Below are 25,895 nucleotides of genomic sequence, written 5' to 3'. Positions count from 1 at the left end.
TTTTATACTGAAGCTAATACCAAACGTTCTTGTTTTACAAAATCTTCTAATAATGCCACTGCTTTGTCATTGCCGCCTGCTGTTAGAAAAGCGGTTTGAACTTCTTTGGCTGCATTTCTGTATTTAGGGTTTTCTAAAAGCTCAAAGACTGTTTTTCTCAGGTCTTCTATCCGAAGTCGTTTGTATCGAATACTGATTCCACAGCCCGCCTGTTCAATCAACTTTGCGGTATGAAAGTGATCGTAAGCGATTGGTGTAATCAACATCGGGAGACCATTGGTAAAGGTGTCGTTTACGGTATTGAAACCACCATGACAGATCACCATATCCATATGCGGCATCAATGTAGATTGTGGGACAAAACCATTTACAATAAAATTAGAAGGCCATTTGTCAAATATATCAGGCGGTGTCGCGGCTATTATAGTAACGGGTTGGTCGGCAAATGCTTCAATGAGTTTGCCAAAAAAATCTTTTCGGATATCCACTAATAAAGTACCCAAAGACACAAATATTTTTGGCGTTGTGCTGGCGGCTAATCGTTCCCAGTCAAATGGACTATTATTCGGACGGCCTTTTACCGGACCTACAAATTTCATGTGTGAGGGTACCGTTTCATAACCGGCAAATGATTGCGAGGTGAAGACCAGGTTTAATTGATGCGAATGTATGAAGATACCCTCATCAGCGATACCGACTTCTTTTTGCAGCTCTTTGATGAGATTTTGCTGCCATTCAAATATTTTAGGAGCACTTTTCTCGGTGTCACCCATAACATCCGGTGGTACCGGGGTTGTTGTTACAGAAGGGATACGATGTTTGTGTGCAAATAAAGCGCCGCCAAAAGTGATACAGTCATTAATGATCACGTCAGGCTGCCAGTGACCGAGTAGTGTTTCTAAGCCCGGCATCATCATTTTGGCAAATGGAACATAGGTTTCTTCCAGTGCCAGTTTCATGACTTCCGGTCCCGAACAAGATGGGCCATCGTCTTGTCGTTTTAATATTCGCTGAAGTTCCTCCTGATAAGGCAGGAGATCTTCCTCGGGATAGATATAAGTTCCTCCTGTCGGAATATGTTCCTTCGCCAATGGTGTAATACCAAACCATTTGACTTCATGACCACGAGCCAATAAACTGGCCCCCAAACTCAATGTTGGACTGATATGTCCGAAAAATGGCGGAACAACAACGAGAAATTTGGCCGGAGATTCAGTAGATCGCTTTGCGGAAATTATGGCATGTTCCAGTAGATCTGCTGCAGTCTTCGTTCCGCCTGCGTCTATAAAAGATTGGCGAACTTTGAGAGCAGCTTCCCGATATTGAGGATTATTCAGAATATCATGAACACTACTTTTTAGATGATTTGCTTTAAATCGGTTAAAATTGAGACGTTCACCCGCTCCGGTACGTACGACACGCCCTGCAACATGTGACTGATCGTATGCAATTGGAATAACAACGAGCGGCAGCCCCTGTGAAAGGGCTTCTGAGACCGTGTTGTGTCCGCCATGGCACACCACAGCATCTAAATGAGGTAACAAATCCAATTGTGGGATTTGTGCATAGACCATAAAATTTTCAGGCCACTGATCAAATAAATCTGGATCTGAAACCACTACAACCGTTAGATCTTCCTCCTGAAAGGCATCGATTACCTTTTGAAAAAATGCTTTTTTATGCTCGTGGTCGAATGTGGTGCCGATGCTGACTAAGATTTTTTTCCCTGGACTGTTTTTCAAACGCTCCCAATCGAAAGTGCTGGATATACGGCGTTCTGTTACTACCGGACCTGTGAATTGATAGTTTGAGCTGAGATCCATTTCTCCAAAGAAATATTGAGAGGTTAACACTAAAGTAAGAAGATCAGAGCAAGCCAGTGATTGGTTTTCTTTGACACCAAGCTCTTCTTGTAGCGCCAGGATCTGATTGACTTCCCATTCGTGTACTTTGGGTAACTCACTAATAATTTTGATTGCTGCCGGGGCAGTTACGGAGGTCGCATAAGGACGATTCACTTTTTTTGCCGCAATTGCCGCCGCAAATAATTGATGATCACCAATGACTAAATTTGGTTCATAGGCTTCCAACAGCTTAACAATTCCGTTATAACAATGTCTGTTTAAAGGGATCAACACTTCTTCGTATAAAAACTTGATACTGTCAATACCGTAAACGACCTTTTTTGAAATGATATCGAGATACTGTTCGCTCTCTCTTTTTTCTTCGTCAGTCTGATCGTATTGGATAAGCAATAATTGTCCGCCTGCAGGAAGTTTAGATTCTAAGGTTTGGTCAAGACTGATCCATGCTACTTCATGTCCTCTTTCTAAAAGCTCGGCACCAATACTCAATGTAGGATTGATATGACCTGTTAGCGGGGGAACAACAAATACAAATTTAGCCATAGTTCTGTAATAAAGGGTTAGTTAAAAATTGAACAATAGTTTCTGCTATCTGAATGGGAGCCTGAATGGGAATATTGTGATCTCCATTGATGAGTTTCAGCTCGGCTGTACCAATTTGAGATTCTAACCATTCTCCTGTCGGTTTACAGTCGGAAGCTGATCCATAGAGCAACAGAGTGGGTATGCGTAATTCGGAAATAAGAACCTGATACAGAAAATCTTTTTCTTTAACCATATCTGCTTTGATACTGGTCTGGTGAAATAAAAACTCGTATAACCGATGGTTTTTTTCGAATTGTCTTTTTCCCATTTTCACTTTTGTGGTATCCGTAAAATTGGCGATGTAATGTTCGAGAAATTCCTTGCTGTAAGCTTCGATAATACCTCGTGCCTTTTCATCTTGCGGATCCGGTGCTTCAATGACAACCAATTGATCTACACGTTCAGGGGCTATCAAAGCAGTTTGGAGTGCAATAAGTCCGCCAAAGCTATAACCAACAAGTTGTGCTTTTTTGATTTGGAGGTAATTCATCATTGCGATTAAATCAGAGGACATATTTTCTAAATCATATCCTTCTAAGGTACGCTCACTTCTGCCATGACTTTTTAGATCGTACATCACCACATGAAAGTGTTGTGCCAAAATGGGAGCAATGTTAAAATAATAAATAGAAAGATTACTAAACATACCGTGGATCAGTACCACGGTATCTTCAGCACCTTTATTGAGTTCCTGTACGTGAACTTTTTTATTATTAATAGTGATTATTGGCATTCGTAGATATAATTAATGATCTTATTCAGATCAAGATTGATCAGTTCATCCAAGTCCATAGCAGACAACCAGCCCGTGAAATCGATCTGATCGCCAAAGTGTGATTTGATTTTTTCTGAAAAAGATACAATCTCTATACTGTCCATTTCCAGATCTTTGGTAAATGAACTTTGCGGAGTGATATCCATTTCTTCTACAAATTCTTCACCAATAATTTCTGTAATAAAACCCTTTAAAAGGTTGAATAACTCTTCATGATTTCTTTTTAATGTTGTGTCTAAAGTGTCCATCCGATAATATAATTTAGGTGTTTGATTGTTTTAATTTCAATTTGATCGATCCACAGATGATCGCCTTGTATGCAGGTTACTTCGTGTCTTTTGGGGTTACCTTTCAGCCCCGTTCCCAATAGTTTTCCATAAGCTTCTTTTGCTACCCAAAATCGGGTGGTCCATTCGGCCTGATCTCGTTCTTCCAGTAAGGCTAATTCTGTATCGGTGAATACCAATTGATAAAATTCAGGACTGCGTTCGGCAATGATTTCCATGTCAATACCCACCGGTTTATCGTGTCGCGCAATGGCTACAGCATCTTTTCCTTTATGTGCCAGTGAGATCTGAATCTGTTCTGTAGCATTGCCTTTGAGATGAGGTTTGCCTGTTTTATCAGAATAAATCTCAAAGGTGATAGGATAACTGGGCTGCTTTTTCTTTTCGCTCAGCACCTGTCTTACGGCATCTTTTACGGCTACACGGCTCACCATCCAATTTTTTCTGCGATTGGGCAGGAGCTCCTGATAGTATTGTTTTTCCCTTTGATTGAAATAACGTTTCAGTATAAAATCCCAGGAACTTACGCGCGAGTAGGCCTGATGAAAGAAAAAGACTTGTGGGGCAATTTCTTCTGACAGACGGTTATGGAGCGGAGACATGGAAACATTCCATAAAGCTTCGTCAATTTCTAATCTCCGGTTTTGCCATCCTTTTATCGCACACCAAACTTTTCCGTCTCTTTGAAGTATAATGTCGGCGATAGCAAATTCATCGTTTAATTCAGTCAGTATACAGGTACATTCAAATACACCGTCCTGATCGTGCATATCTTCGAAGAATTCAATTTGTTTAATTTTGACCGGAAAAGCGATGCGGTCTTTGGTTAAGGTAAGTTGCAACCATAATCCAAACAATTGTCCGGCATTATCCAATAAGGAACCTTTACCGCCATTACCTTTTATTTGTCCAGTAATACCTTTCTTTCCAACAGCTGATACGACCGTAATACCCTGATATTTTTCTCCATGGAACATGTGCTTCTCATAGATTTCCAAAGGAGTTCGCTCAATAGGCAGTCGTTCGCCTATTGACAGATCAAAAGTAGGTTGTGGTGGATGTGATGCTGTTAAAGATACTTCTGCATTGGCAAAATTCTCTATGTCCAGATAGGCGTGATGGTTGGAACGCCAGACGCCTTTTATCATTTTTTCAAAAGGCCTGGCAACGTTCATCCATTGAAATACACTGACGTTCATGATTTTGTGAATTTTGGTTTCCGGCTGTTCTGCTTGTGCTGCTTCTGCCAGTAATTCAAAAATCATGGTCATTGGAATCACAGGTTCCATATCTGCCACATCCGACCAGCCTTTGGGTTGTCGCAAAAGGCTGTGATCAATCAGATAAGGATGCGTATCTAAATTGACGTGTAGTGTTTTTGTAAAAGGACTGTCGGCCAGTTGTTTTTTCGTTAAAACAGGTGTTAAAACGACGGCTTCTCCCTGATTTTGAAAGACATCCAGTACTTCTTCCTGCATTCGGATCATATCGGCGATATTTTCCTGAAAGGCACGGACCAAGGGGTGACTTACTTTTGCTTCGGTTAAAACCTTTTTGGGTTGTACGGTATGGATTGATTTCCGTAAGTTTTGCAGAGGTTCAAAATCACGTATAATAGGTGATCCTAATTGCAATTTTATGCCTTTTTTTGGGACTATTTTTCTGTGATTTTGAATGTTTAAAAAATCGAGCGCCAGTACTTTTCCTTCTACAAATAAAGCGGCTACTACCCGTTGAAGCTGAGCAAGTGCTGTTCGATTGGCTACACTTGAAGCAAGGGTACTGAAGGGGCTGCCTTTTAGCGTATCATCAATAAAACCGATTAATCCTCCTGTACCTACCTGAATAAAAAAACGAACTCCTTCCGCATAAAGTTTTTCGGTTAGTTCCCGGAATCTTACAGGCTGTACCAAATGTTCGGCGCTTAATTTACGGATAGACTTCTGATCTGCCGGATAAGGCAGGAGGGTAGTGGCTGACCACAATGGAATTTTTGTTTTTTGGAATTGAACTTTTTCCATACCGGCTAAGATTACATCCAGTTTATCTGCAACAAATGGAGAATGAAAACCGGATTGAAACGGTAAAACCTGGTGGAATATCTGTTTTGATTTTAATAAAGGGGTCAATTCCTGAAGTGCCGCATTTGTACCACACAGGATAACCTGATGTGGACAATTATCATTGGAAACATAAAGGTTAGGAATTTGTTCAATCAATGGCTTTACCTCTTCAAGACCTGCTCCGATAGCAATGAATTTTGAATCTTTTAGTTCAAATGTTTTCGGATCAAGAACATCGATTAGATCCTTGACAGAACTGGCTTCGGCCAAATCTGAAGCATATCCTGCTAACCATTCTCCTAAACTATGTCCGGCATTCATATCCGGATAGATTCCCAATTTTTTTAAGGAACTGTCCAGTATGCCACAAGTATTAAAAATACCTAATGCGTCGTTCAGCAGTCCTTCACCGGCTGTTTCTATAGGTGCTGTCAATCCAAAATATCGACTGACAGTTTCAACTTCACCTTTTTCTAAACCGTCTAATCCTGGGAATACAAAAGCTAGTTTGCCGCCATTTTGTAAAAGGGGAGCAGAGGTGTACCAAATATCTTGTTTATTGCGCCACGCATTATTTTTGGACACAATTTTGATTGCTTTTTGGATACGCTCGGGTGTTGGATCAAAGAGTGCAATACGATAATCTCCATTTCCTACGGAGGTATCGTTATCCTGAAGCGCCGAAAGTAAAGCTTCACGTGTCGGTCTTGCAAGTAACAATACTTCGTCTTTTTTGGGAATATCATAACCCTCCAGGACTACGTGGGCGTTGATCCCTCCAAATCCAAATGCGTTTACTGCTGCGATTTTGGGTAAACCGGTTTGTGACCAGTTCTTGGCTTCCTGTATTGGTGTAAATCTGGTGTCTTGTATAGAGGCAGTTGGGTTTTCACAATATAAGGTAGGCGGCAATATGTCGTGATGCAGGGCCAGACAGGTTTTAATTAAACCCGCTATTCCGGCAGCAGGCATGGCGTGCCCTATATTGGATTTGACTGATCCTATACCGGCGCGTGCAGCGGTTTCTTCTTTGCCAAAAAATTGTGCCAGAGTTTGCAGTTCTGTTTTATCACCTAAAGGAGTTCCCGTGCCATGAGCTTCCAGATAGCCAATTTGTTCTTTATTTAAATTGGCCTGTGCCCACGCTTGTTCCAATGCTTTTAACTGGCCTTTTACAGAAGGGCTCATCACGCTTGTTCCATTGCCATCACTGCTGATGCCAACTCCTTTAATAATGGCATAAATTTTATCCTGATCGCGTACCGCGTCTTCCAATCGTTTTAGGACAACGAAACCACAGCCTTCTCCAATGAGCAATCCGTCTGCATCTTCGCTAAAGGGCTTGATTTGCTGTTGATGTGATAATGCTCCCAATTGGCTGAATATGCTCCAAAATGCAGCATTTTGACCGGTATGAACTCCGCCGGCAATCATCATATCGCTTCGGCCACGCAGCAACTCTTGCACGGCATGGTCTACGGCTACAAGAGCGCTTGCACAGGCCGCATCAACGGTGAAAGCAACGCCTCCAAGATTGAATCGGTTGGAGACTAATGAGGCAACAAGGTTGGGGATTAACCCCATGGCGGTATCTGCAGAAAACCGCCCTTTGCGTTCCTGAAAGGCCTGTTTTATTTTTTCAATATCGGAAGAAGATACCTCCGGCAATAGTTCTTGCAAAAGTGAGAATATCTGTTCGCCAGTACGTACAATTTCAATGGCGCGTGTAGCTCCGGGACCTGTATAATTCCCTTTTCCGATGACAATTCCGGTTCGTTCCAATGAAACTTTTTTTCGGAATACACCTGCGTCTTCTAATGCTTTTTGAACGAGTTCGAGTGTTAATAAATGGTCGGGTTCAGTGCCTTCAACGGCAAGAGGTAAGATACCAAAGGCCGTAGGGTCGAATTCATAATCAGGAATAAATCCGCCACGATTACAATAAAAGCGGTCCGTAGCTTCCTTGCTTCCGTTAAAGTGAACAGGATCGATTCGATCTGCCGGAACAACTTGCGTGGAGTCGACTTTATTGATGATATTCTGCCAGAATTCCTCTGCATTTTTTGCACCAGGAAACAGGCAGGATAAACCTACAATAGCAATATCTGTTTTTTTCATAATAAAGGAATACGACGGTTATTACCAATTTTTACCAGACATAATTAATACCTGACTTTCTGTTCCATATTTGATTTCGTTCAGAAATAGTTCTTTCCCTTCTTCTAATGGGATCAGCGAAATTCCGCGGCGTTCGTACTCACTTTCTAATGATGAAGAAACCATTCCTGCGCCTTTCCATGGCCCCCAGTTGATCGAGATTACTTTTCCTTTCAGCCTTTTGTTTAAGACTTTGGCATAATCATCCAATACACTATTGGCTGCGGCATAATCCGTCTGTCCTTTGTTACCATACACAGAAGCAATGCTTGAAAATAAAACTACAAATTGGCAATCTGAGCGCAATTGTTCCGCCAGCACACGTAAGGGTTTTACTTTTGTATCAAAGACACGTTCAAAAGAACTTGTGGTTTTCTGCTTGAAAAGTTTGTCTTCCAAAAGACCTGCGCCATGAATGACACCGTCCAATTGTCCATATTGTTTATAAATATCATGGATAAGCTGAGTCAAGCCCTCTTCATCGCAAACATCTAAGGATTGATAGACTACTTTATTTCCCAATTCTTCCATGTGTCGAATGGTACGCAGAATTTGATTGTTTTTGAAAATTCGCAGCGTCTCTTTTTCAATTTCAGATGGAGCACTGAAATTACCGGTCTTGATGAAGTAGCTTCTGATTTCTTCTTTCGATTCCATTAATTCTAATTCTTTTGAATCGGTAATAACGTCTCTCGGGTCTGTTGATCTGCCCACAAGAACATAGGTACATGGATAAGTGGCGGACATGTGTTTGACCAGTTCCGCAGTAATCCCCTGTCCTCCGCCAAGGACTAAAACAACCGATTTTTTGTCCAATTCGATATGTGCCTGATCAAGAGCGGTTAACATGGGCGAAGGTATTATTTCGACTTTATGGCGTTGATTGTTTTTGTAAATCACTTCAACGGATTGGTCTGTTGTCAGGATCTCCCGTAAAGTAATTTCGGCTATTTGGTCTACTTCCTGTGCCGTATTGAGACTGATCAGTCTGAAGTTGGTTTGTTCAAACTCACGAGCTAAACTTTTGAATAAGCCGGGATAACCCTGATAATGACGTAATGCACGGGTATCTTTTAATTCTTCTACATGTGCCGGGATATCGGAGATCAAATAAATCCATTGCGCTTTTTCAAGATCCATATTCTTAATTAAACCAACGTGGTCGATGATACTATGCTTCACAGTAGCGGAGTATATATCGGTAATAATCAGTCCATCAAAGAGCGTTAGATTTTGTTCGTTATGAACCAATTCAGTAATTGCACCGTATTGTTCCAATATTGTTTTAATGGCCAGGGTTTGTGTTCCATTGTCCGGAACTATTGCAAATCGTTTTCCTTTGAGGATTTCGGTGTTTTGTGCTTCAGAAATAAGGGTGGGTACTAAATCAAATCGCAGGCGTGTCAATAAACTTTGCACAGGTTCAGTTGTACTCATTTCACTTATCCAGGCAGCTAAACCATTTAACGTTTTTATGGTGGCTAATTTTTCCATAAGATCATCAGCCTGTTCCTTGTCATCACCAAATCCGATTTTGTTTTTCAGATCGCTGATTATTTCCATTCGTTTAATGGAATCTATACTTAAATCGGCTTCCAGATCCAGATCCAGTCCCAACATTTCTTTCGGATAACCGGTCTTTTCACTAACAATATCTAAAATGGCCGTTTGCAGTTCTGCAAGTGTCACGGTGGTTTTATCCGCTGTTAAAGGTGCTACAGGTGGTAATTCAATTTTTGTTGAAACTGAATCAACCGTACCTGTGTATTCCGTAAGCCAGATTACAAGTCCATTTAAAGTCTTTATTGCCGCCAGTTGTTCCATCACTGTATCTTCATTTTCATGATCACTGTTGAGTATACCAAGCTCATTACGGAGCGCGCCAATAATTTCAACTCTTTTAATAGAATCAATGCTGAGGTCAGCTTCCAGATCCATTTCCATTCCTAACATTTCCTGCGGATAGCCGGTTTTTTCGCATACCACAGTTAACAACAAAGATTTGATATCTCTTGAAGGTATTTGCAGTGTTACTTTAGCTATCGGTTTATCGTTCGTAATTACGGTTGCTGCCAATTGATTAGCCATCTTATTTTCTACTGTCGCAGCATAAACGGGAATAGGAGTTAGGTGCTGCTGTTGTCCTAAGAAGGAAAGCATGACATCCCGCTGCGCCTGGATCAACATTTTCATACTGTTTAAATATTCTTGTAATATGTGTTCTGCGGCAGGTTGTGTATCTGGTGTTTGGATGATCTTGGAGTTTGTCATTTGAATGGGAGTAACGATTGGTAATGCACCATGAGCAGGTAATGTACCTGTGATTGGATGAGCGGCTTGTCCGTTTACACGCCAAATCGTTGGGCTCTTTTGATAAAGCTCCGGTTGATCGATTTGGATTAAATTTGCGTATCTGTCTTCAAAAAGTTTATTTAGATTAAAAGTGCGGCCAGTTCCAAGGTATTGTGCCAACATGCAAAGGAGGTGGGTGAGACTGTTATGATTGTTATCTTCAACATGTAGGATCAGTTCCTCTTGATTGAGGCAGGCCTTTGTTAGTCCTGTTAATATTTTTCCGGGACCTACTTCAATAAATATCCTTGCTCCATCGGCATACATGGCCTGGATTTCGTCAACAAAATGCACGGGTTGCACCAGGTGATCGGTCAATTGTGCTTTAATGTCAGATACCGCGCTTGGGTATAAGGTTGCTGTAGTGTTGGACCAAACCGGAATCTGCATTTCCTGAAAAGGAATTTCTTTCAGAACATTGGCATACAAATCTTTGGATTTACTCACCAAAGGACTGTGAAAAGCGCAGGCAACTTCTAGTTTTTTGGCTGAGATGCGCTCGTTTTTAAGTGCCTCGATGAATTTGTCAATGGCTGCGGTACTTCCGGCAACAACGCATTGAGTTGGTGAATTGTAATTGACCGGATAGCAGTCCTGATGTTGGTCCAGAATTGTTTTCAAACGATCTGCATCAATGTTTACGGCTACCATAGCTCCGGGATCACCATCTGTAATGGCATCTAGAATAGATTGTGCACGTTTGCTGCTGAGTTCAACCAACTGTTGTTCGTTAAATACACCGGCAAAACATAAAGCCGGTAACTCTCCATAGCTATGTCCTGCTAACATATCAGGTACGATACCGAATGACTGTAACAATTGAGCTAAGGCAAGATCTACAATACCTAAAAGAGGTTGTGCGAGACGGGTATCCTTAATGGTTTCTTTTTGTTTCTTTAACGTTGCGGTATCAAATGTGGCTGCAGGGAAGACTACTTTTTCTAAATCAGGATATTGTGATATGATTTTTCGCAGGGCAGGAAACAGCACGAACAGATCTCGTGCCATATGAATGTTTTGGCTGCCTTGTCCGGGAAACAAAAAGACAGTTTTACCCACTCGTTTGTTGACCATAAAAATATCTTTACTTTCAATGCCTGTTAGCAAGAGTTCGATTTTCATCACCAGATCTTCGGCTGTATCTGCAACAATGCTCAATTGTATCGGTTTTTCTGAACCCACGGCTAAGCTGTAGGCAATGTCTTTTAAAGATAAACTATCATTGATTTGCAATAAAGTTTTTACCTGTTCTAATTGAATTTTGGCTGCATCATAATTATCTCCCCGGAAGACGAATAATTCGGAGGGCCAGGATTGTAGAATGGCGGCTTCTTCTTTTTGCGGATGATTTTCGATTACCATATGAAAATTGGTACCACCAAAACCGAAGGCACTAATACCTGCATAACGCTCTTTTTCGGACCATAATCCTGTTTTTGCATGAAAAGCAAAAGGACTTGTGTGGGCATCGAAGTAGGCATTGGGCTGTTGGAGATGAAGGGTAGGAGGTTTTACTCCGTGGTATACGGCCATCGTGGCTTTGATCAGTCCGGCCAGACCGGCAGCACATTTGGTATGCCCAATTTGGGTTTTTACAGATCCAAGATGGGTCTGAGACGGTAAAGCTCCGGATTTTAGAAATAGATTGGTGAGTGCCGTAAGCTCCGTTTTATCTCCCACCACTGTTCCGGTACCATGAGCTTCAACTAAACCAACTGTAGCGGCACTGATACCTGCCTGATCATAGGCGCGTTCCAGTGCGCGTTCCTGACCGATTTTTCGCGGTGCGGTAAGACCAAGGGCTTTACCGTCGCTCGATCCTCCAACACCTTTTATCACCGAATAAATACGGTCACCATCACGAAGGGCATCTTCATATCGTTTTAAGACTAAAATTGCGACCCCTTCGCCCAGCGCAATACCGTCGGCAGCACTGTCAAATGTTGCACAGCGCCCTTTGCGGGAGAGGGCATGTGTACTGGAAAACATCAGATAATCGTTGATACCGTTATGCAAATCTGCTCCTCCGGTAAGTACCATATCCGATTTGCCCAGGATCAATTCCTGGCACGCTAAATCAATAGCAGCTATTGATGAAGCACAGGCAGCATCTACGGTAAAATTTCTTCCTCCCAGATCCAGACGATTTGTAATTCTACCGGCAATTACATTGGCCAATATACCCGGAAATGAATCCTCGGTGGTTTGTGGGAATGCTTTTTCTACTTCTTCGTGAAGCTCTCCGAAAACTTGTTTGTAATAACCTCTGAAACTGTAACTGTTTGCAAGATCATTTCCACCTTCAGCACCAATTATAACCGATATATTTTCTCTGTTGATTTGTTTTTCACCATAACCTGCATCTTCCATTGCACGTTTGGCAACGAGTAAAGTTAAAAGCTGCGTTGGCTCTATCGCTGCAAGAGATTGCGGCGGAATGCCAAATTCTAATGGGTCAAAATCTATTTTTGGAATAAAACCGCCCCATTTTGAATGTGATACGTCCGAACCATTAGAATCAGGCTGATAATAGAGGTCCTTATTCCATCGTTCCTCCGGTACTTCCGTAACGCAGTCTTTTCCAAGAATGATGTTCCGCCAGTATTCTGCTAAATTTTTGGCACCCGGGAACACGCATTCCATACCTATAATAGCGATATCCAGGGCTTTGTCGGCTGATGAAGGTTTTTCCGGCAGTGCTGCCTGTTCAATGTATTTTTGATTTTCGATAGCAACGTTATGGTGGAGTGATTCCAGTGTAATCACCTGATTGTGCATGGTGGCTACCTGCCCAATCATATACATACCTAAATCAAGTTGTTGGTTTTTGGGTATCGTTACGAGTGCATCACCTTGGCGGTCAATGCCTTTTGCTGCAATTCTGAGACGTCCTACATTCAGTTTTTCAAGCTCTTCCCAAATTTGCTTTTTGTCCGTTCCAAGGGCTAGTAACTTTTTCTTTTCATTGTCGAAATGTAGGGCGAATGCCGTATTTAAACAACGTGTTTCATGGCCTGGTGCCGTTTCCAGCAAAACGGTATCTTTAGCTTTCATTGCTTGCTGCTGAAACTCTTGCTGAATAGCTCCTGTACTCACTGCTTCTTGTGTATACAAATAGGCTGTTCCCATTAATACACCAACTTTTACACCTCGGGCAGCGAGAGTGGCAGTCATAATAGATACAAAGGCTGTGGAAAAAGCATCATGAATTCCGCCGGCAAAAAATACACTTATATTTTCCGGATGATCTTCTTTTAAGATACGTTCAATTTGTTTTTCCCAAAGTACTGTGCTGGAGAGCGGGCCAACATGTCCACCACATTCCCGACCTTCAAACACGAAATTTTTGGCGCCTTCTTTTAGGAAAATATCCAGTAACGCTGGGGAAGGTACATGTAAAAACGTAGTTATACCGGCTTTTTCAAATACTTTAGCTTGTGCAGGCCGACCTCCTGCGATCAATACTACGGGAGGTTTGGCTTCAAGGATATAGGCGGTTTGTTCTTCTCGTAATTCTTGTGGAGCAAAACCTAATATCCCTACACCCCAGGTTTTATCACTGGCCAGTTTTTGAGTTTCGATGACTAATGCTCTTGCTTGTTCTCCTTTGAGTAAAGAAAGAGCTATAAAAGGTAAAGCTCCTGTTTCGGCTACCGCTTTGGCAAATGCCGGAACATCACTTACGCGGGTCATCGGTCCTTGGGCGATCGGGTAGCGTAGGCCAAGTTGTTTGGCTAATGGATTATTTTCGTCAATAATTGCAGATGCTTTCGCTTGTTTTAGATGACCATATAGGGCTTCATGAAATCCAAAAATCAATTTTTTCAGCGTTTTGAAATTTTCATACAGCTCTGTCGCTAAAGCAATGTCTTGCCCCATCGTAATATAACTTTTTTCAGGGTCGAGATCATTAAAGTATTGCCCTAACTCTTCGATAGAAACATTTTCAGCTAAAACAGGCGAGTTGGGTCTAACCAATACGCGATGCTGGGCGATGATTTTGGTTTCCGTTCCATTTAATTTCGAACATAGATTTTTGAGTTCCTGTGGAACGGAACTTTCCGGATATAATGCCAATTGACTGTCTAATACAATACCTTTTGCCCCAAGTGCTTTTACAGCGGCAGCGGTATGAAGGCCTATTCCTCCTTGTACCCATACAGGTATGGTCTTGATTTCTTGTATGACACGCTGAAAGAGAACAAATGTGGATTCATAACCAACTAATCCCGCAGCTTCGTTTCCTTTCACAATAATTCCAACAGCTCCCAGTTGTTCGGCTTCTCTGGCTTGTTCAAGGTTAGTTACCTGATAAATTCGTGATACGTTGGGATAAATTTCTACTGAGATCCCAAATGGAAGGATGGCAAGGCTTACCTGCTCGGGCAGTTGAAGGGATGTTAGCCTGTCACTGGTAAGGTATACACCGTAGGAAGGTATACTGTTCCCGTCAAGTTGATGTAATGCTTCCTGAGCGATTTCGATATCATGTCCTAAACTTAATACGGGGAATGCTCCGGCCTGAAATAATTGAGACATTAGGTTGACGTCAGGCTTTTCAAAAGGCGTTAATCCTATAATAGTAGAATTTTTCATAGGTTGATAAGATTGAAATGAGATTTGGAAATGGTGTAACTTCAATAATGACCTTTGTGGTACTATAGTAGTTATCGTGGTATAGTGGAATAAAAGTAATAAATTTCTTCTAAATTACGAGTATTGAAATTTATTTTATAATGATTTTTTTACAAAAACTTTAAATACTGGATTATTTTTAGCTTGTTTGTAAAAAAATACTTCTTTTTTTATGGTTTTTATATTTTTTCTAAATTCGTTCGTACTGTTATTTAATGTATTTGTTTCATTTTTGAATAAGTACGATGAGAATTTTACTTCTAAAATAGTGCTCAGTGTTTCAATTAGAGCGAATTAAAACTTAAATGTACCTTTTAGTATTTATAAAAATCTACGGTATTTTGCAGGAAAAATTACGGTTATTTGCATGAAAAATCTGATCAGTTGTATTTGGTGATCTCTATCGTTAACAAAGAAAATTGTTGTTGCTGGTATTGAGTTGGAATACAGTAAAGTAGAGAAAGCTTTCTCTCGTGATTGAAAAATAAAGGGATTAATTCCTTCGTAAAAAAGTTTTGAAGCGAAACTTTTAGAGGTTTATTTTACAGGTTTTCTGTTTTATAAAGTTGTGATGAGAGGACTCGAACTATAAGGTTCATGGTCCTGTCTTTGGGGTATCTTTATTACTGCCTTGAACCTTAATGTACCAATTCTGCACCGAAATTCATTTTAAATTCAAAGGCTATCTTTAGAAAAAGTAGAGTAAGCCCATATTTTTTGTGGATTTTGTATTTAAGTATGCAATAGAGGGTATAACATAGTGTCGAAATTTTTTTCACTATATAAATAACTGTACTTATATAATTAGCAACAAATAGAAAGTTTTTAGAGTAGTTGAAAAGCACATTTACATTTGCCTGAAAATGTCTTTTTTTTATGTTTTTCTAAAATTTCCTCATAAGTGTAAATCTCTTGCAGTCGAACACTTTTTTTTAAATTTCTTTAACCATTTATGTAAGATATTAGTTAATATTCTACTACATTTGGGCCTTAATATTAACAAAAAAACGCCTATGAAACTAAGATTACTCTTTGTACTTTTTTTAGCTAGTTTATCTTCCTTTGCTCAATACACCCAGATCCCCGATGCGTATTTTGAAGCAGAATTAATCCGTCAGGGAATTGATTCCGGCACACCCGATGGTAAGGTTTTGACTTCAAAAATAAACACCCTGACTAGTTTGAATGTTAGAGGAGTAGGCCTTATTGAGGATTTAACCGGGATTCAGGATTTTACTGCTTTGAAATTTTTACTTTGTGATTCCAATCGATTAACAGCTTTAGATGTTTCCAAGAATACTTCGTTAACATACCTGAGTTTTGGAAACAATTTCTTAATGACGATAAATGTTTCGAAAAATATCGCTTTAACAGAGTTACGTTGTAATCATAATCAATTGACAACTTTAGATGTTTCCAGGAATACTGCTCTAGCTACTTTACATTGTTATGATAATCAATTAAGAGTTTTAGATTTTTCCAATAATACTGCTTTAACCTACTTAGATTGTTCTGCCAATCAATTGATAGGACTGAATTTGAAGAATGGAAATAATTCTAAGTTATCGACGAATAGTTCTTTTCGAGGCAACCCCGACTTAAGTTGTATTGTGGTAGATAATGTGGCTTATGCTAATACAAATTGGGCTGCGGCCAAAAATGCTACGGCGAATTACAATTTAGCTTGTGCAGCTGTTATTCAATATACCCTTATTCCTGATGTCAATTTTGAGAAAAAGTTAATGTCGTTAGGGCTTGACTCCGGTATAATAGACGGAAAAGTGCCAACAGCTAAGATTTCTGGGGTAACTTCTTTGAATGTTTCCAAGAGTTCTATTACTAATTTAACCGGAATTCAGGATTTTGCGTCTTTAGAGGTATTAGATTGCAGCGGTAATTCATTAACGACTTTAGATCTTTCTAAGAATATAGCTTTAAAAAATTTAGTTTGTTATTCTAGTCAATTGACGGCTTTAGATGTTTCTAAGAATACTGCTTTAGAACAATTAACTTGTTATTCGAATCAGTTAACAACTTTAGATGTTTCTAAGAATACTGCTCTAACATATTTATCCTGCTATTCTAATCAATTAGCGGCTTTAGATGTTTCTAAAAGTATCGCTTTAAAAAAATTAGATTGTTATTCTAATCAATTAACAGCTTTAGATGTTTCTCAAAATGCCGCTTTGACCGAATTAAATTGTTATTCTAATAAATTAATTAGTTTCGATATTTCTAAGAGTATTGTTTTAACAAAATTGTATTGTTATTCGAATCAATTATCTGCTTTAGATGTTTCTAAGAATATTGCTTTAATCGAACTATATTGTTATTCTAATCAGCTGACAGCTTTAGATGTTTCTAAAAATACTGCTTTAAGACATATAAACTGTAGTTCAAATCAATTAATGAGTTTAAATGCGATGAACGGAAGGGATTTTAGCACGTACAATTTTAAAAACAACCCTAATTTAGATTGCATTCAGGTGGATCACATTTATTATTATGATAATTCTTATAAAGACACTGTAGCAACTTACAGCAAAGATTGTTCACGCGTTCTTATTCCTGATGTGAATTTTGAAAAAAAGTTGATCTCTTTAGGAATTGATTCCGGAACAGTTGATGGACAAGTGCCAGGTTATAAAATAAACACATTGACTTCTTTGGATGTATCTAATAGTTCTATTGCTGATTTGACCGGTATCCAATCCTTTGTGGGTTTAAATGCATTAGATTGTAGCGGTAATCAATTAACGGCTTTAGATGTTTCTAAAAATATTGTTTTAGGTTCTTTAAACTGTAGTTCAAATCAATTAACGAATTTAAATTTGAAGAATCGAAACTATCTTAATTTTAGAACCAAAAACTTTAAAAACAATCCTAATTTAAGTTGTATTCAAGTAGATAATGTTGTTTATGCGAATACAAATTGGCTCGCAGCTAAAGATGCTGCGGCAACTTACAAGGCAGACTGTGCTGATGTTGTTCGATACACCCTTATTCCTGATGTAAATTTTGAAAAAAGGTTAATTTTCCTTGGTCATGATTCTGGAGCTCCTGACGGAAAAGTGCCAACAATAAATATTTCTTCGTTAACTTCTTTGTATCTCTTCGGTAGTGATATTACTGATTTAACCGGAATTGAGGATTTTGTGGCTTTAAAATCATTAACTTGTGCAGCTAATAAAATAACTGCTTTAGATTTTTCTAAAAATATTGCTTTAAGCGAATTAGATTGTGGCCGTAATCAATTAACGACTTTAAATGTTTCTAAAAATACTGCTTTAACAGTTTTTTCATGCGATTCTAATCAATTAACGGCTTTAGATATTTCTAAAAATGTTTCGTTAACATATGTACGTTGTTATTCTAATAAATTAATCAGTTTAGATGTTTCCAAGAATACTGCTTTAGAATCATTATATTGTTATTCTAATTTAATAACAGCTTTAGATCTTTCCAAGAATAAAGTTTTAACAGAATTTGAATGTAATTCTAATAAATTAACAAGTCTAAATGTGCAGAATGGAAACAATAATAATTTTGTAACTAACAGAACAGATTATAGAAAAAATCCAAATTTAGAATGTATTCAGGTAGATAATGTTATTTATTCTAAGGATAATATGTCTTGGGCAAAAGACGCGACAGCAAGTTATAGTACAAGTTGTCCTGCTTCCGTTGTCGCCCTTAGTAGTGCGTTTGAAGACCAATTAATCGCTTTAGGAGTCGATACAGATGGAAAAAACGGTTCGGTTTTATTGTCCAGTATAATAAATGTAACCAGTTTAAATGTGTCCAATTCCGGTCTCACCAGTTTATCAGGAATCGAATATTTTTCAAATCTAGAAACCTTAAACTGTCAGGGAAATTTATTGACTTATATTGATATGTCTTACAATCCGGCACTGAAATATTTAGATTGTTCAAAGAATCCTTTATCGACTTTGGATGTTTCTAAAAATACCCAACTTACAGAACTGTATTGTGATGGTATTGTGACAAGTGGTAAAAAAGGCAATGCCAAAACCAGTGCTGTCAATCAACTAAAGGTTTTAGATGTTTCTAAAAATTTATCGTTGACTAAATTGAGTTGTTCTAATAATGAGATAGTAAGTTTAGACTTTTCTAAGAATACTCTTCTTACAGATCTAAATTGTTCCAATAATAAATTGACTTCTTTGAATTTGGACAATGGAAATAATAGCAAGCTGGTGAATGTCAATTTCAAAACGAATGCTTCATTATCCTGTATTTTGGTATATGATGTTGCGTATGCCAATGCCAATTGGTCAACTGCCAAAGATGCGGCGGCAATTTATTCGAAAACAAATTGTACTTTAGGATTAGAAGATGTGGTTTTTAACAAAATCACCGTTTACCCTAATCCTACCAAAGGAGAATTATACATTGACAATATTGTGCTGGAAAAAGCAAGCGTGTATGACTCGTTAGGAAAGTTGATAACAGTTACGAAATTTACTAATGGTTCAAACACTAATAGCATCAATTTTTCAGGATTCTTGAAAGGGATTTATTATGTGTATTTAGAAAGTGAAGGGACAACTGTTGTTAGAAAAGTAATGGTCGAGTAAATTAAAAAGCATATATAAGTTAAAAACCACATTTTCATTCGTTTGAAAATGTGGTTTTTTATTTTTTACTTATCAAGCTTATACAGGCATTGTATAGATGGAGATATAGTTCCATTAACAAAAGAAGGTTTAAAAATAAGAAGCGCAGCAAGAATGCTATTATAAATTTTGATAGTAAGGCTTAAAGATTGAAAAGCTGTAAATTAGTTAGAAGTTTTTCTTTTGTTTTCATGGTGAGAGCAGGATTCGAATTGTATGTTGCGATAAATGCAGAAATATTAGAATACTACAAAGCAGTAATTAAATTTCTTTAAGATTGTCCTTATAAGTTCGGCCTATTGGCAACTCTCTGCCATCTCTGAGCTGTACCATGCGTGAATTGAATGATTTTACGTGGCTTTTTAAAACCAAATACGACTTATGTATTCTGATAAAACCCAGGTGACGGTGCATTTCTTCAAACTTTGCCATGCGTTCCAATACCATGTGGTTTTTGTAGCGGGATACAATTTTAAGGTATTCGCCAAAACCTTCTATCCAAAAAATATCATCCAGCTTGACTTTGTTTACAATATAATCTGATTTAAACATAATATAGTCCTCGGCAATGTCTTTAGACTTTATAAAATGGTGGTATTCTTTGGCCTTTGTAATGGCTTTTTCGAAACGTTCAATACTTATAGGTTTTATAAGATAATCTACTACATCAAGTTCAAATGCTTTGGCTGCATGTTGTTCTTCAGCGGTTATGAAAATGCAGAGTGGCTTGTTGGGTGTATTTTGCAGCAACTCTATGCCGTTGATACCGGGCATATTAATGTCAAGGATAAGTAAGTCAACTTCATTTTGCTGTAAAAAAGTGATGGCTTCCTGTGGATTGCTAAAGGTAGCGAGCAGGTTGACACCATCAGTATTGGCACAGTAGTTTCTTATTAGCTCCAGCGCAAGGTATTCGTCATCTACGCCCACAGCCTGCAATTGTTTCATAATTTAATTTTGAGAGTAGAAAAGTACGTCTTATTTAATAATTCGTCAAACAATTGATAATTTTCTGCATATTTCATGGTGAGGATTTTTTTCAGTGCAACGAGCCCCATTCCGTTATATCCGTTATGGTTATTAAAGTGAATCTTGTCCGGTACAGAATTTTCTATCCTGAATACGAAGGTATCATCAACCTTATCAAAGTTCACCTTAATATAGGCTTCTTTATCCGCTCCAATACCGGAATGTTTAAGTGCATTTTCAAAAAGTGTAAAATATATAGAAGGAGGAACCTCTACCTGTTCCTGTACTTCACTATCATTTAGTTCAAATACGATGTTCAGTGTATTATTGTACTTGAGTTGGTACAAACCTGCGAGAGCCTTCATCATTTCGAACTCTTTGTGTATGGCAATAGTTTTTTTATCGGTTTCGTATATAACATATTGCAGCAGCTGGCTTAGTTGTAGTATTGCTTCGGTTGTATTACCATGCTGATTGTAACTGCCCGCGTAAATGTTATTAAGGGTGTTGAGTAAAAAGTGAGGGTTTATTTTTGACTTCATGAGGTTGAGGTCGGTCTCATTTTTTTTCACCTCAAGGTCGAGATAGTCATATTCGATTAAGAACTTATGTCTTGATATTCCTAAAAAAGAAGCAACTAAAATTACGATACTCTGTGAACTGTATACACTGATCAAAAACAATGTCTGGTCTTGTACTGCATCGCTCTCTTGAGAAAATTCAGGTTCAACAAGCAGTCTTAACAACGTTGTTGATATAAATAATATCAGTGCATATAGCAGGTATTCAGGATACTTATTGGTTTGGTAATAGGCGGGAACTAAATAGGAATAACAAACAAAATATAATACCGTGTTAACCGCCATAATAAAAAGTATTCTATACAACGCAAAAGGCATTTCGGTAAAATAAAGTGTCGAAATTACCAGAAAGGTGGTGTATATCACAAAAAACAGGACGTGTTGAAATCGGATAAGGTTGGTCCATTGTTTTTTCATGAGACTGCCTATAATCTTTTGTTCAAACAGTAATCGGAAAGCTACAAGGAGGATAATGATGTTTATTAGTAAAACCATACTTTTTTGTGTTAAAAATTATTCACCCTTTAAAATTATATCATTAAAAATACAAATATCATTATTTTAAAACAGGCACTTTGCGTTGTTTGTTTATTAAATGAGTCGTTCGTTGAAAATTACTTTTTTGAAAAAATCAATCGTATACTTTTACTTCAGACAAATAAATTAACGATTTATCAAAATGTATAGAAAATATATATCAATCCTGTTTTTTTTAATGATTTTTTCTACGAAAGCAGTAGCGCAACAAGATAATTTTAACATGTGGCTGCAATATACAATGTCCGCAAAATTAAGCGAAAAGTACAGCTTTACGGCGCTTTCTCAATATCGGGCATACGATTTAGTAATGGATTCACGTCTTTTTTTAGTTTCGACCTACCTGGAAAGAAAGTTAGATCATGATCTTTATCCGGCTGTAGGGTATATGTTTTTGGTACTTCAGCCCTATACAAGCGATACCGATAAAAAGCTGCGTTATGAAAACAGGCCGTTTCAGCAGTTAACAATCAAAAATAAAATTGGCCGTACTACCTTATTACACCGTTATCGTGTCGAAGAACGTTTCTTAACCAACCCGGATGATTTTGTAGTAAGATTGCGTTATCTCCTATCGTTAAAAATTCCATTGGGTAAAGAAGGAGGGAAGAATTTATTATACGGTATTCTGAAAAATGAAATCAGGATGAATGTAGTAAAGACGGAACAATTTGACAGCAACAGGATCACTGCCGGATTAGGGATTAATGTGGGTAAACAATCAGCCATAGAACTTTCATTTGTCAATCAGGTTAGTCCGGACGATACCAGTAATTATGTGTTGGCGGGCTATAGAAACTCATTTGACTGGTCGTCAAAAACAGAAAATAATTAAACTTAAAATATACCGTCATGCTTACAATTTTAGGATTCTCAATGATCATTGTATTTATGTACCTGATCATGACCAAACGTTTGTTTCCGTTAACAGCGCTCATACTTATCCCTATACTTTTTGCCATTTTTGGTGGCTTTACAGCTGATCTAGGCTCGATAATCATGGAGGGTGTAAAAAATATTGCTCCAACCGGCATCATGCTCATTTTTGGGATACTGTTTTTCAGTATCATGATTGATGCAGGGCTATTTGATCCGTTGGTAAACCTGATATTAAAGTTTGTAAAAGGTGACCCGGTTAAAATAGCTTTAGGAACAGCTTTTCTAACGGTATTGGTTTCGCTTGATGGCGATGGTGCAACTACCTATATGATCGTTGTAGCAGCAATGTTACCCTTATATAAAAAGCTGGGTATGAATCCGCTTGTACTCTCGTGCATTATAATGCTTGGTGGCGGGGTAATGAACATACTGCCTTGGGGCGGACCTACGGCACGTGCGATGACTACCCTTAAAATGGATGCGTCAGAACTGTTTATGCCAATGATACCGGTCATGGCAGGTGGTGTACTTTGGGTAATATTTGCAGCATTCTGGCTTGGTCTCCGCGAAAAAAAGAGGATTGCCCGTGAAGGAGATATGAACAAGCATCTGATAAACGAGGAAGAAACTGTAATAGAGCGCGAGCTAAAAAGGCCAGGTCTCATATGGTTTAATCTGCTGCTTACCATACTACTGTTGGCTTCAATGATGTTTGATGTATTGCCGCTGGCCGTTTCCTTTATGATTGCATTTTGTATTGCACTGATCATCAATTATCCCAAAGTCGATGAACAGCAAAAAGTACTAAAATTACATGCAGGCAATGCCCTTTCTGTAGCATCAATGATATTTGCAGCAGGTATTTTTACCGGCATACTTTCCGGTACAGGAATGATGGATGCTATGGCAGCTTCGATGATATCGGTGGTACCGGATACCTGGGGAAATGCTTTTCCTGTGCTAACAGCGGTAAGCAGTGCACCGTTGACCTTCTTCTTGAGTAACGATGCTTACTATTTTGGGATACTCCCACTGATTACCGAAACAGGATTACATTTGGGGGCTACAAAATTAGAAATAGGAGCGGCATCACTTATAGGTCAGGGAGTTCATTTGTTAAGTCCGCTGGTACCTTCTACTTATCTTTTAGTAGGATTGGCCGGAGTTGAGTTTTCTGATCACGTAAAATTTACTATAAAATGGGCTTTGGGTTCATCACTTGCCATGCTCATTGCAGCATTGCTTATCGGGTTAATAACTTTTTAAAACTACCTTTGTAGAGCAACTTAATGAGTAAGGTTTAAAAAGATGAATACCACACCACAATATCCGGAAAGCAGCAGAATACCACAAAAGTATTTGAAAAATCTAGCAGCTTATGTTACTATAGCATTGCTGTTGGGAATTGCTGTAGGACACTATTATCCTGAAAAGGGTATTCAATTGGATTTTTTAGGCAGTGGATTTTTATATCTTATTGAACCCCTTATACAGCCCATCATATTTTTAACGATTATTATAGGGGTAAGCAGTATTGGCAATCTTAAAAAAGTGGGTCGTGTAGGGCTTAAGGCATTCGTTTATTTTGAAATAATAACGACTATTGCCATGATCATGGGGATAATGGCAGCGTTGTTTATAGAGCCCGGCAAGATCGAAAAAAGACTCATAGACGTAACTCTGCCCAAACATTTTACAGCTACCGAATCACTTGATAGCGGCTGGTTTAATTTTATAGTGCTTAACCGTCCCTTGGTATTGCTGCTGTTGGCTGTTGTAACAGGTGTTTTGCTTAGCCTTTCGCCAGGCAGAGCAAAGTATGTAGGGATCTTGCAAAAAATTATGACCTTTCTCTATAGCGTACTCCTGTATCTGTTTTTACTTATACCGGTTGCGGCTTTTGGCGGAATGGCTTATGCAGTATCGCGATTTGGTATACATAGTCTTTTGCCTTTGGGAAAACTGCTGGCTACGACTTACATCACAATGGCATCTTTTGTATTTATAGTATTGGGACTTTTGCTGCGTTATTACAACATCAGCCTTTGGAAGTTTCTCAACTATATTAAAGAAGAACTGCTTATTGTTTTTAGTACATCATCATCCAGAACAGTGTTTCCTTTGATTGTTGCAAAGCTGGAACAGGCGGGGTGTGGTAAAGCTGTCGTAGGCCTTTCAATACCACTGGGTTATTCTTTTAACCTTGCAGGGGCGTCTATATTTTTGCCTATATGTACGTTGTTTGTTGCTCAGTTGTTTAACATTCCGCTTACGTTTCGCGATATCATCACTATAGGGTTGGTTATCATGGTGACCTCAAAAGTAGCATCGGGAATACCGGGATCCGGTTTTGTAGCACTAACCATAACGTTTACAACACTCAATAAATTCCCTTTAGAAGGCTTGGCACTGCTTTTCAGTATTGATAAGTTTATGAACGAAGCCCGTACTATAACTAATTTTATAGGCAATGGGGCGGCCGTTATACTCCTTTCGAAATATGAAAATGACTTTGAACCCAATCCAGAAATAGACCTTTCCATAACAAAATAAATAAGCCATTAAGGCACCATACTTTAAAATAATAAATATGACTGATTTGATTACTACTTTTAATAGCCTTTGGCAAGATATTATTGCGCATCCGGGTACATCACTGGCAATTATTGGAAACCTTATTCTCATTGAGAGTCTACTCTCTGTAGACAATGCAGCCGTACTGGCTACAATGGTAATGGATTTACCGGAAAACCAGCGTGAGCGTGCGCTTAAATACGGTATTTGGGGCGCTTATATTTTTAGAGGTATTGCAATGGTATTTGCTTCGGCACTTATTGCTATTTGGTGGCTTAAACCTATTGGCGGACTTTATTTGCTCTATCTAGTATATTCCTGGTACAAAGACAAGCAAAAAGAAGGCAGTGAAGAGGAAAAAGTAAATAAGGAGGGGAACTGGTTGTATCGTCTTACAGTGAATACGATAGGTCATTTTTGGGCTACAGTTTGCCTTGTGGAGCTTATGGATATGGCTTTTTCAATAGATAATGTATTTGCAGCGGTAGCCTTTACACCAAATATCATATTGGTATGTATTGGAGTATTTATAGGGATACTGGCGATGCGTTTTATAGCACAGAGGTTTGTGAATCTTTTAGAAAAATACAAGTTTTTAGAAACCGCAGCTTTTGTAGTAATTGCTATTTTAGGGATCAAGCTGGCGTTGTCTTTATACGAACATTTTTATCCTGAAACAGCATTCAGTAAATTCTTAGGCAGCCATGCCGCAGATATTGGGATCTCGGCCCTTACCGTTGCCATATTTTTTGTGCCCATACTTACCAGTACCTTTTTTGATTTTCCAAAGAAAACTAAATCTGTTATGAGATAAATTTCATTATAAAGTATAACAGATAAAGTCTATCATTACGCCGCAAAGTTACTCTTTGCGGCGTAATGACGACTAAAACTACATAGACTGCAAAACTTTCTTCAATTGCAGACAAAGCAGGATCAACATTACACTTTCAGGTCCATAATCCGGTAGAAACTATTTATTGAATTACTCTCCAGCGC

The 25,895-nt window shown here is 38.7% G+C and carries 12 protein-coding genes; 5 read left to right on the top strand and 7 right to left on the bottom strand.

Translation table 11 applies throughout. The features are described from left to right. Positions 1-2: 2 nt before the first annotated feature. Genes BHE19_RS00640 through BHE19_RS00620 form a run of 5 tightly spaced genes read right to left on the bottom strand, consistent with a single transcriptional unit; the run spans position 3 to position 14,680 of the window. Positions 3-2,354 carry a glycosyltransferase gene (locus tag BHE19_RS00640; RefSeq protein WP_233431341.1) on the bottom strand — a complete coding sequence of 784 codons (2,352 nt, stop codon included), beginning with the start codon at positions 2,352-2,354 and terminating at the stop codon, positions 3-5. Positions 2,355-2,400: 46 nt separating this feature from the next. After that, positions 2,401-3,183 (bottom strand): alpha/beta fold hydrolase, encoded by a 783-nt coding sequence (locus tag BHE19_RS00635; protein WP_070905557.1) that lies wholly within the window; start codon positions 3,181-3,183, stop codon positions 2,401-2,403. Continuing rightward, a complete protein-coding gene (locus tag BHE19_RS00630; RefSeq protein ID WP_070905556.1) occupies positions 3,174-3,473 on the bottom strand; it encodes an acyl carrier protein in 300 nt (99 codons plus the stop codon). The genes BHE19_RS00635 and BHE19_RS00630 overlap by 10 nt, the downstream gene beginning before the upstream one ends. Beyond that, a complete protein-coding gene (locus BHE19_RS00625) occupies positions 3,461-7,693 on the bottom strand; it encodes a type I polyketide synthase (protein WP_070905555.1) in 4,233 nt (1,410 codons plus the stop codon). Before BHE19_RS00625 ends, BHE19_RS00630 begins: the two co-directional genes overlap by 13 nt. A 21-nt stretch (positions 7,694-7,714) precedes the next feature. Continuing rightward, entirely contained in the window at positions 7,715-14,680 is a 6,966-nt protein-coding gene (locus BHE19_RS00620; RefSeq protein WP_070905554.1) for a type I polyketide synthase, read from the bottom strand. Positions 14,681-15,732: 1,052 nt separating this feature from the next. Between BHE19_RS00620 and BHE19_RS00615 the strand changes: the two genes are divergently transcribed. Continuing rightward, positions 15,733-19,317: a T9SS type A sorting domain-containing protein gene (locus BHE19_RS00615; protein WP_070905553.1), complete on the top strand. Its 3,585-nt coding sequence runs from the start codon at positions 15,733-15,735 to the stop codon at positions 19,315-19,317. A 300-nt stretch (positions 19,318-19,617) separates the two neighbouring features. On the opposite strand, the gene BHE19_RS00610 is transcribed toward BHE19_RS00615, so the two are convergent. Next, positions 19,618-20,304, bottom strand: coding sequence for a LytR/AlgR family response regulator transcription factor (locus BHE19_RS00610; protein ID WP_070905552.1), 687 nt, complete (start codon positions 20,302-20,304; stop codon positions 19,618-19,620). Beyond that, entirely contained in the window at positions 20,301-21,401 is a 1,101-nt protein-coding gene (locus BHE19_RS00605) for a sensor histidine kinase (RefSeq protein WP_070905551.1), read from the bottom strand. The genes BHE19_RS00610 and BHE19_RS00605 overlap by 4 nt, the downstream gene beginning before the upstream one ends. A 220-nt stretch (positions 21,402-21,621) precedes the next feature. Here BHE19_RS00605 and BHE19_RS00600 point away from each other — a divergent pair, with 220 nt between their 5' ends. Genes BHE19_RS00600 through BHE19_RS00585 form a run of 4 tightly spaced genes read left to right on the top strand, consistent with a single transcriptional unit; the run spans position 21,622 to position 25,710 of the window. Then, complete coding sequence (locus tag BHE19_RS00600) at positions 21,622-22,278, top strand: DUF2490 domain-containing protein (protein ID WP_017496311.1); 657 nt, start codon at positions 21,622-21,624, stop codon at positions 22,276-22,278. A gap of 17 nt (positions 22,279-22,295) precedes the next feature. Continuing rightward, positions 22,296-23,588, top strand: coding sequence for a CitMHS family transporter (locus tag BHE19_RS00595; RefSeq protein ID WP_070905550.1), 1,293 nt, complete (start codon positions 22,296-22,298; stop codon positions 23,586-23,588). A 42-nt stretch (positions 23,589-23,630) separates the two neighbouring features. Then, a complete protein-coding gene (locus tag BHE19_RS00590; RefSeq protein WP_017496309.1) occupies positions 23,631-24,875 on the top strand; it encodes a cation:dicarboxylate symporter family transporter in 1,245 nt (414 codons plus the stop codon). A 37-nt stretch (positions 24,876-24,912) separates the two neighbouring features. Continuing rightward, complete coding sequence (locus BHE19_RS00585) at positions 24,913-25,710, top strand: TerC family protein (RefSeq protein WP_070905549.1); 798 nt, start codon at positions 24,913-24,915, stop codon at positions 25,708-25,710. Positions 25,711-25,895 lie beyond the last annotated feature (185 nt).

Source organism: Flavobacterium tructae (genome assembly GCF_001853485.1).
Classification (GTDB): Bacteria; Bacteroidota; Bacteroidia; order Flavobacteriales; family Flavobacteriaceae; genus Flavobacterium; species Flavobacterium tructae.
Note: the sequence above shows the minus strand (reverse complement) of the source record. Positions and strands in the feature narration are given on the sequence as shown.

Coding starts and splice junctions, on each gene's coding strand:
- BHE19_RS00635 (WP_070905557.1), bottom strand. CDS start 3,183: ATGCCAATAATCACTATTAATAATAAAAAAGTTCACGTACAGGAACTC.
- BHE19_RS00630 (WP_070905556.1), bottom strand. CDS start 3,473: ATGGACACTTTAGACACAACATTAAAAAGAAATCATGAAGAGTTATTC.
- BHE19_RS00625 (WP_070905555.1), bottom strand. CDS start 7,693: ATGAAAAAAACAGATATTGCTATTGTAGGTTTATCCTGCCTGTTTCCT.
- BHE19_RS00620 (WP_070905554.1), bottom strand. CDS start 14,680: ATGAAAAATTCTACTATTATAGGATTAACGCCTTTTGAAAAGCCTGAC.
- BHE19_RS00615 (WP_070905553.1), top strand. CDS start 15,733: ATGAAACTAAGATTACTCTTTGTACTTTTTTTAGCTAGTTTATCTTCC.
- BHE19_RS00610 (WP_070905552.1), bottom strand. CDS start 20,304: ATGAAACAATTGCAGGCTGTGGGCGTAGATGACGAATACCTTGCGCTG.
- BHE19_RS00605 (WP_070905551.1), bottom strand. CDS start 21,401: ATGGTTTTACTAATAAACATCATTATCCTCCTTGTAGCTTTCCGATTA.
- BHE19_RS00600 (WP_017496311.1), top strand. CDS start 21,622: ATGATTTTTTCTACGAAAGCAGTAGCGCAACAAGATAATTTTAACATG.
- BHE19_RS00595 (WP_070905550.1), top strand. CDS start 22,296: ATGCTTACAATTTTAGGATTCTCAATGATCATTGTATTTATGTACCTG.
- BHE19_RS00590 (WP_017496309.1), top strand. CDS start 23,631: ATGAATACCACACCACAATATCCGGAAAGCAGCAGAATACCACAAAAG.
- BHE19_RS00585 (WP_070905549.1), top strand. CDS start 24,913: ATGACTGATTTGATTACTACTTTTAATAGCCTTTGGCAAGATATTATT.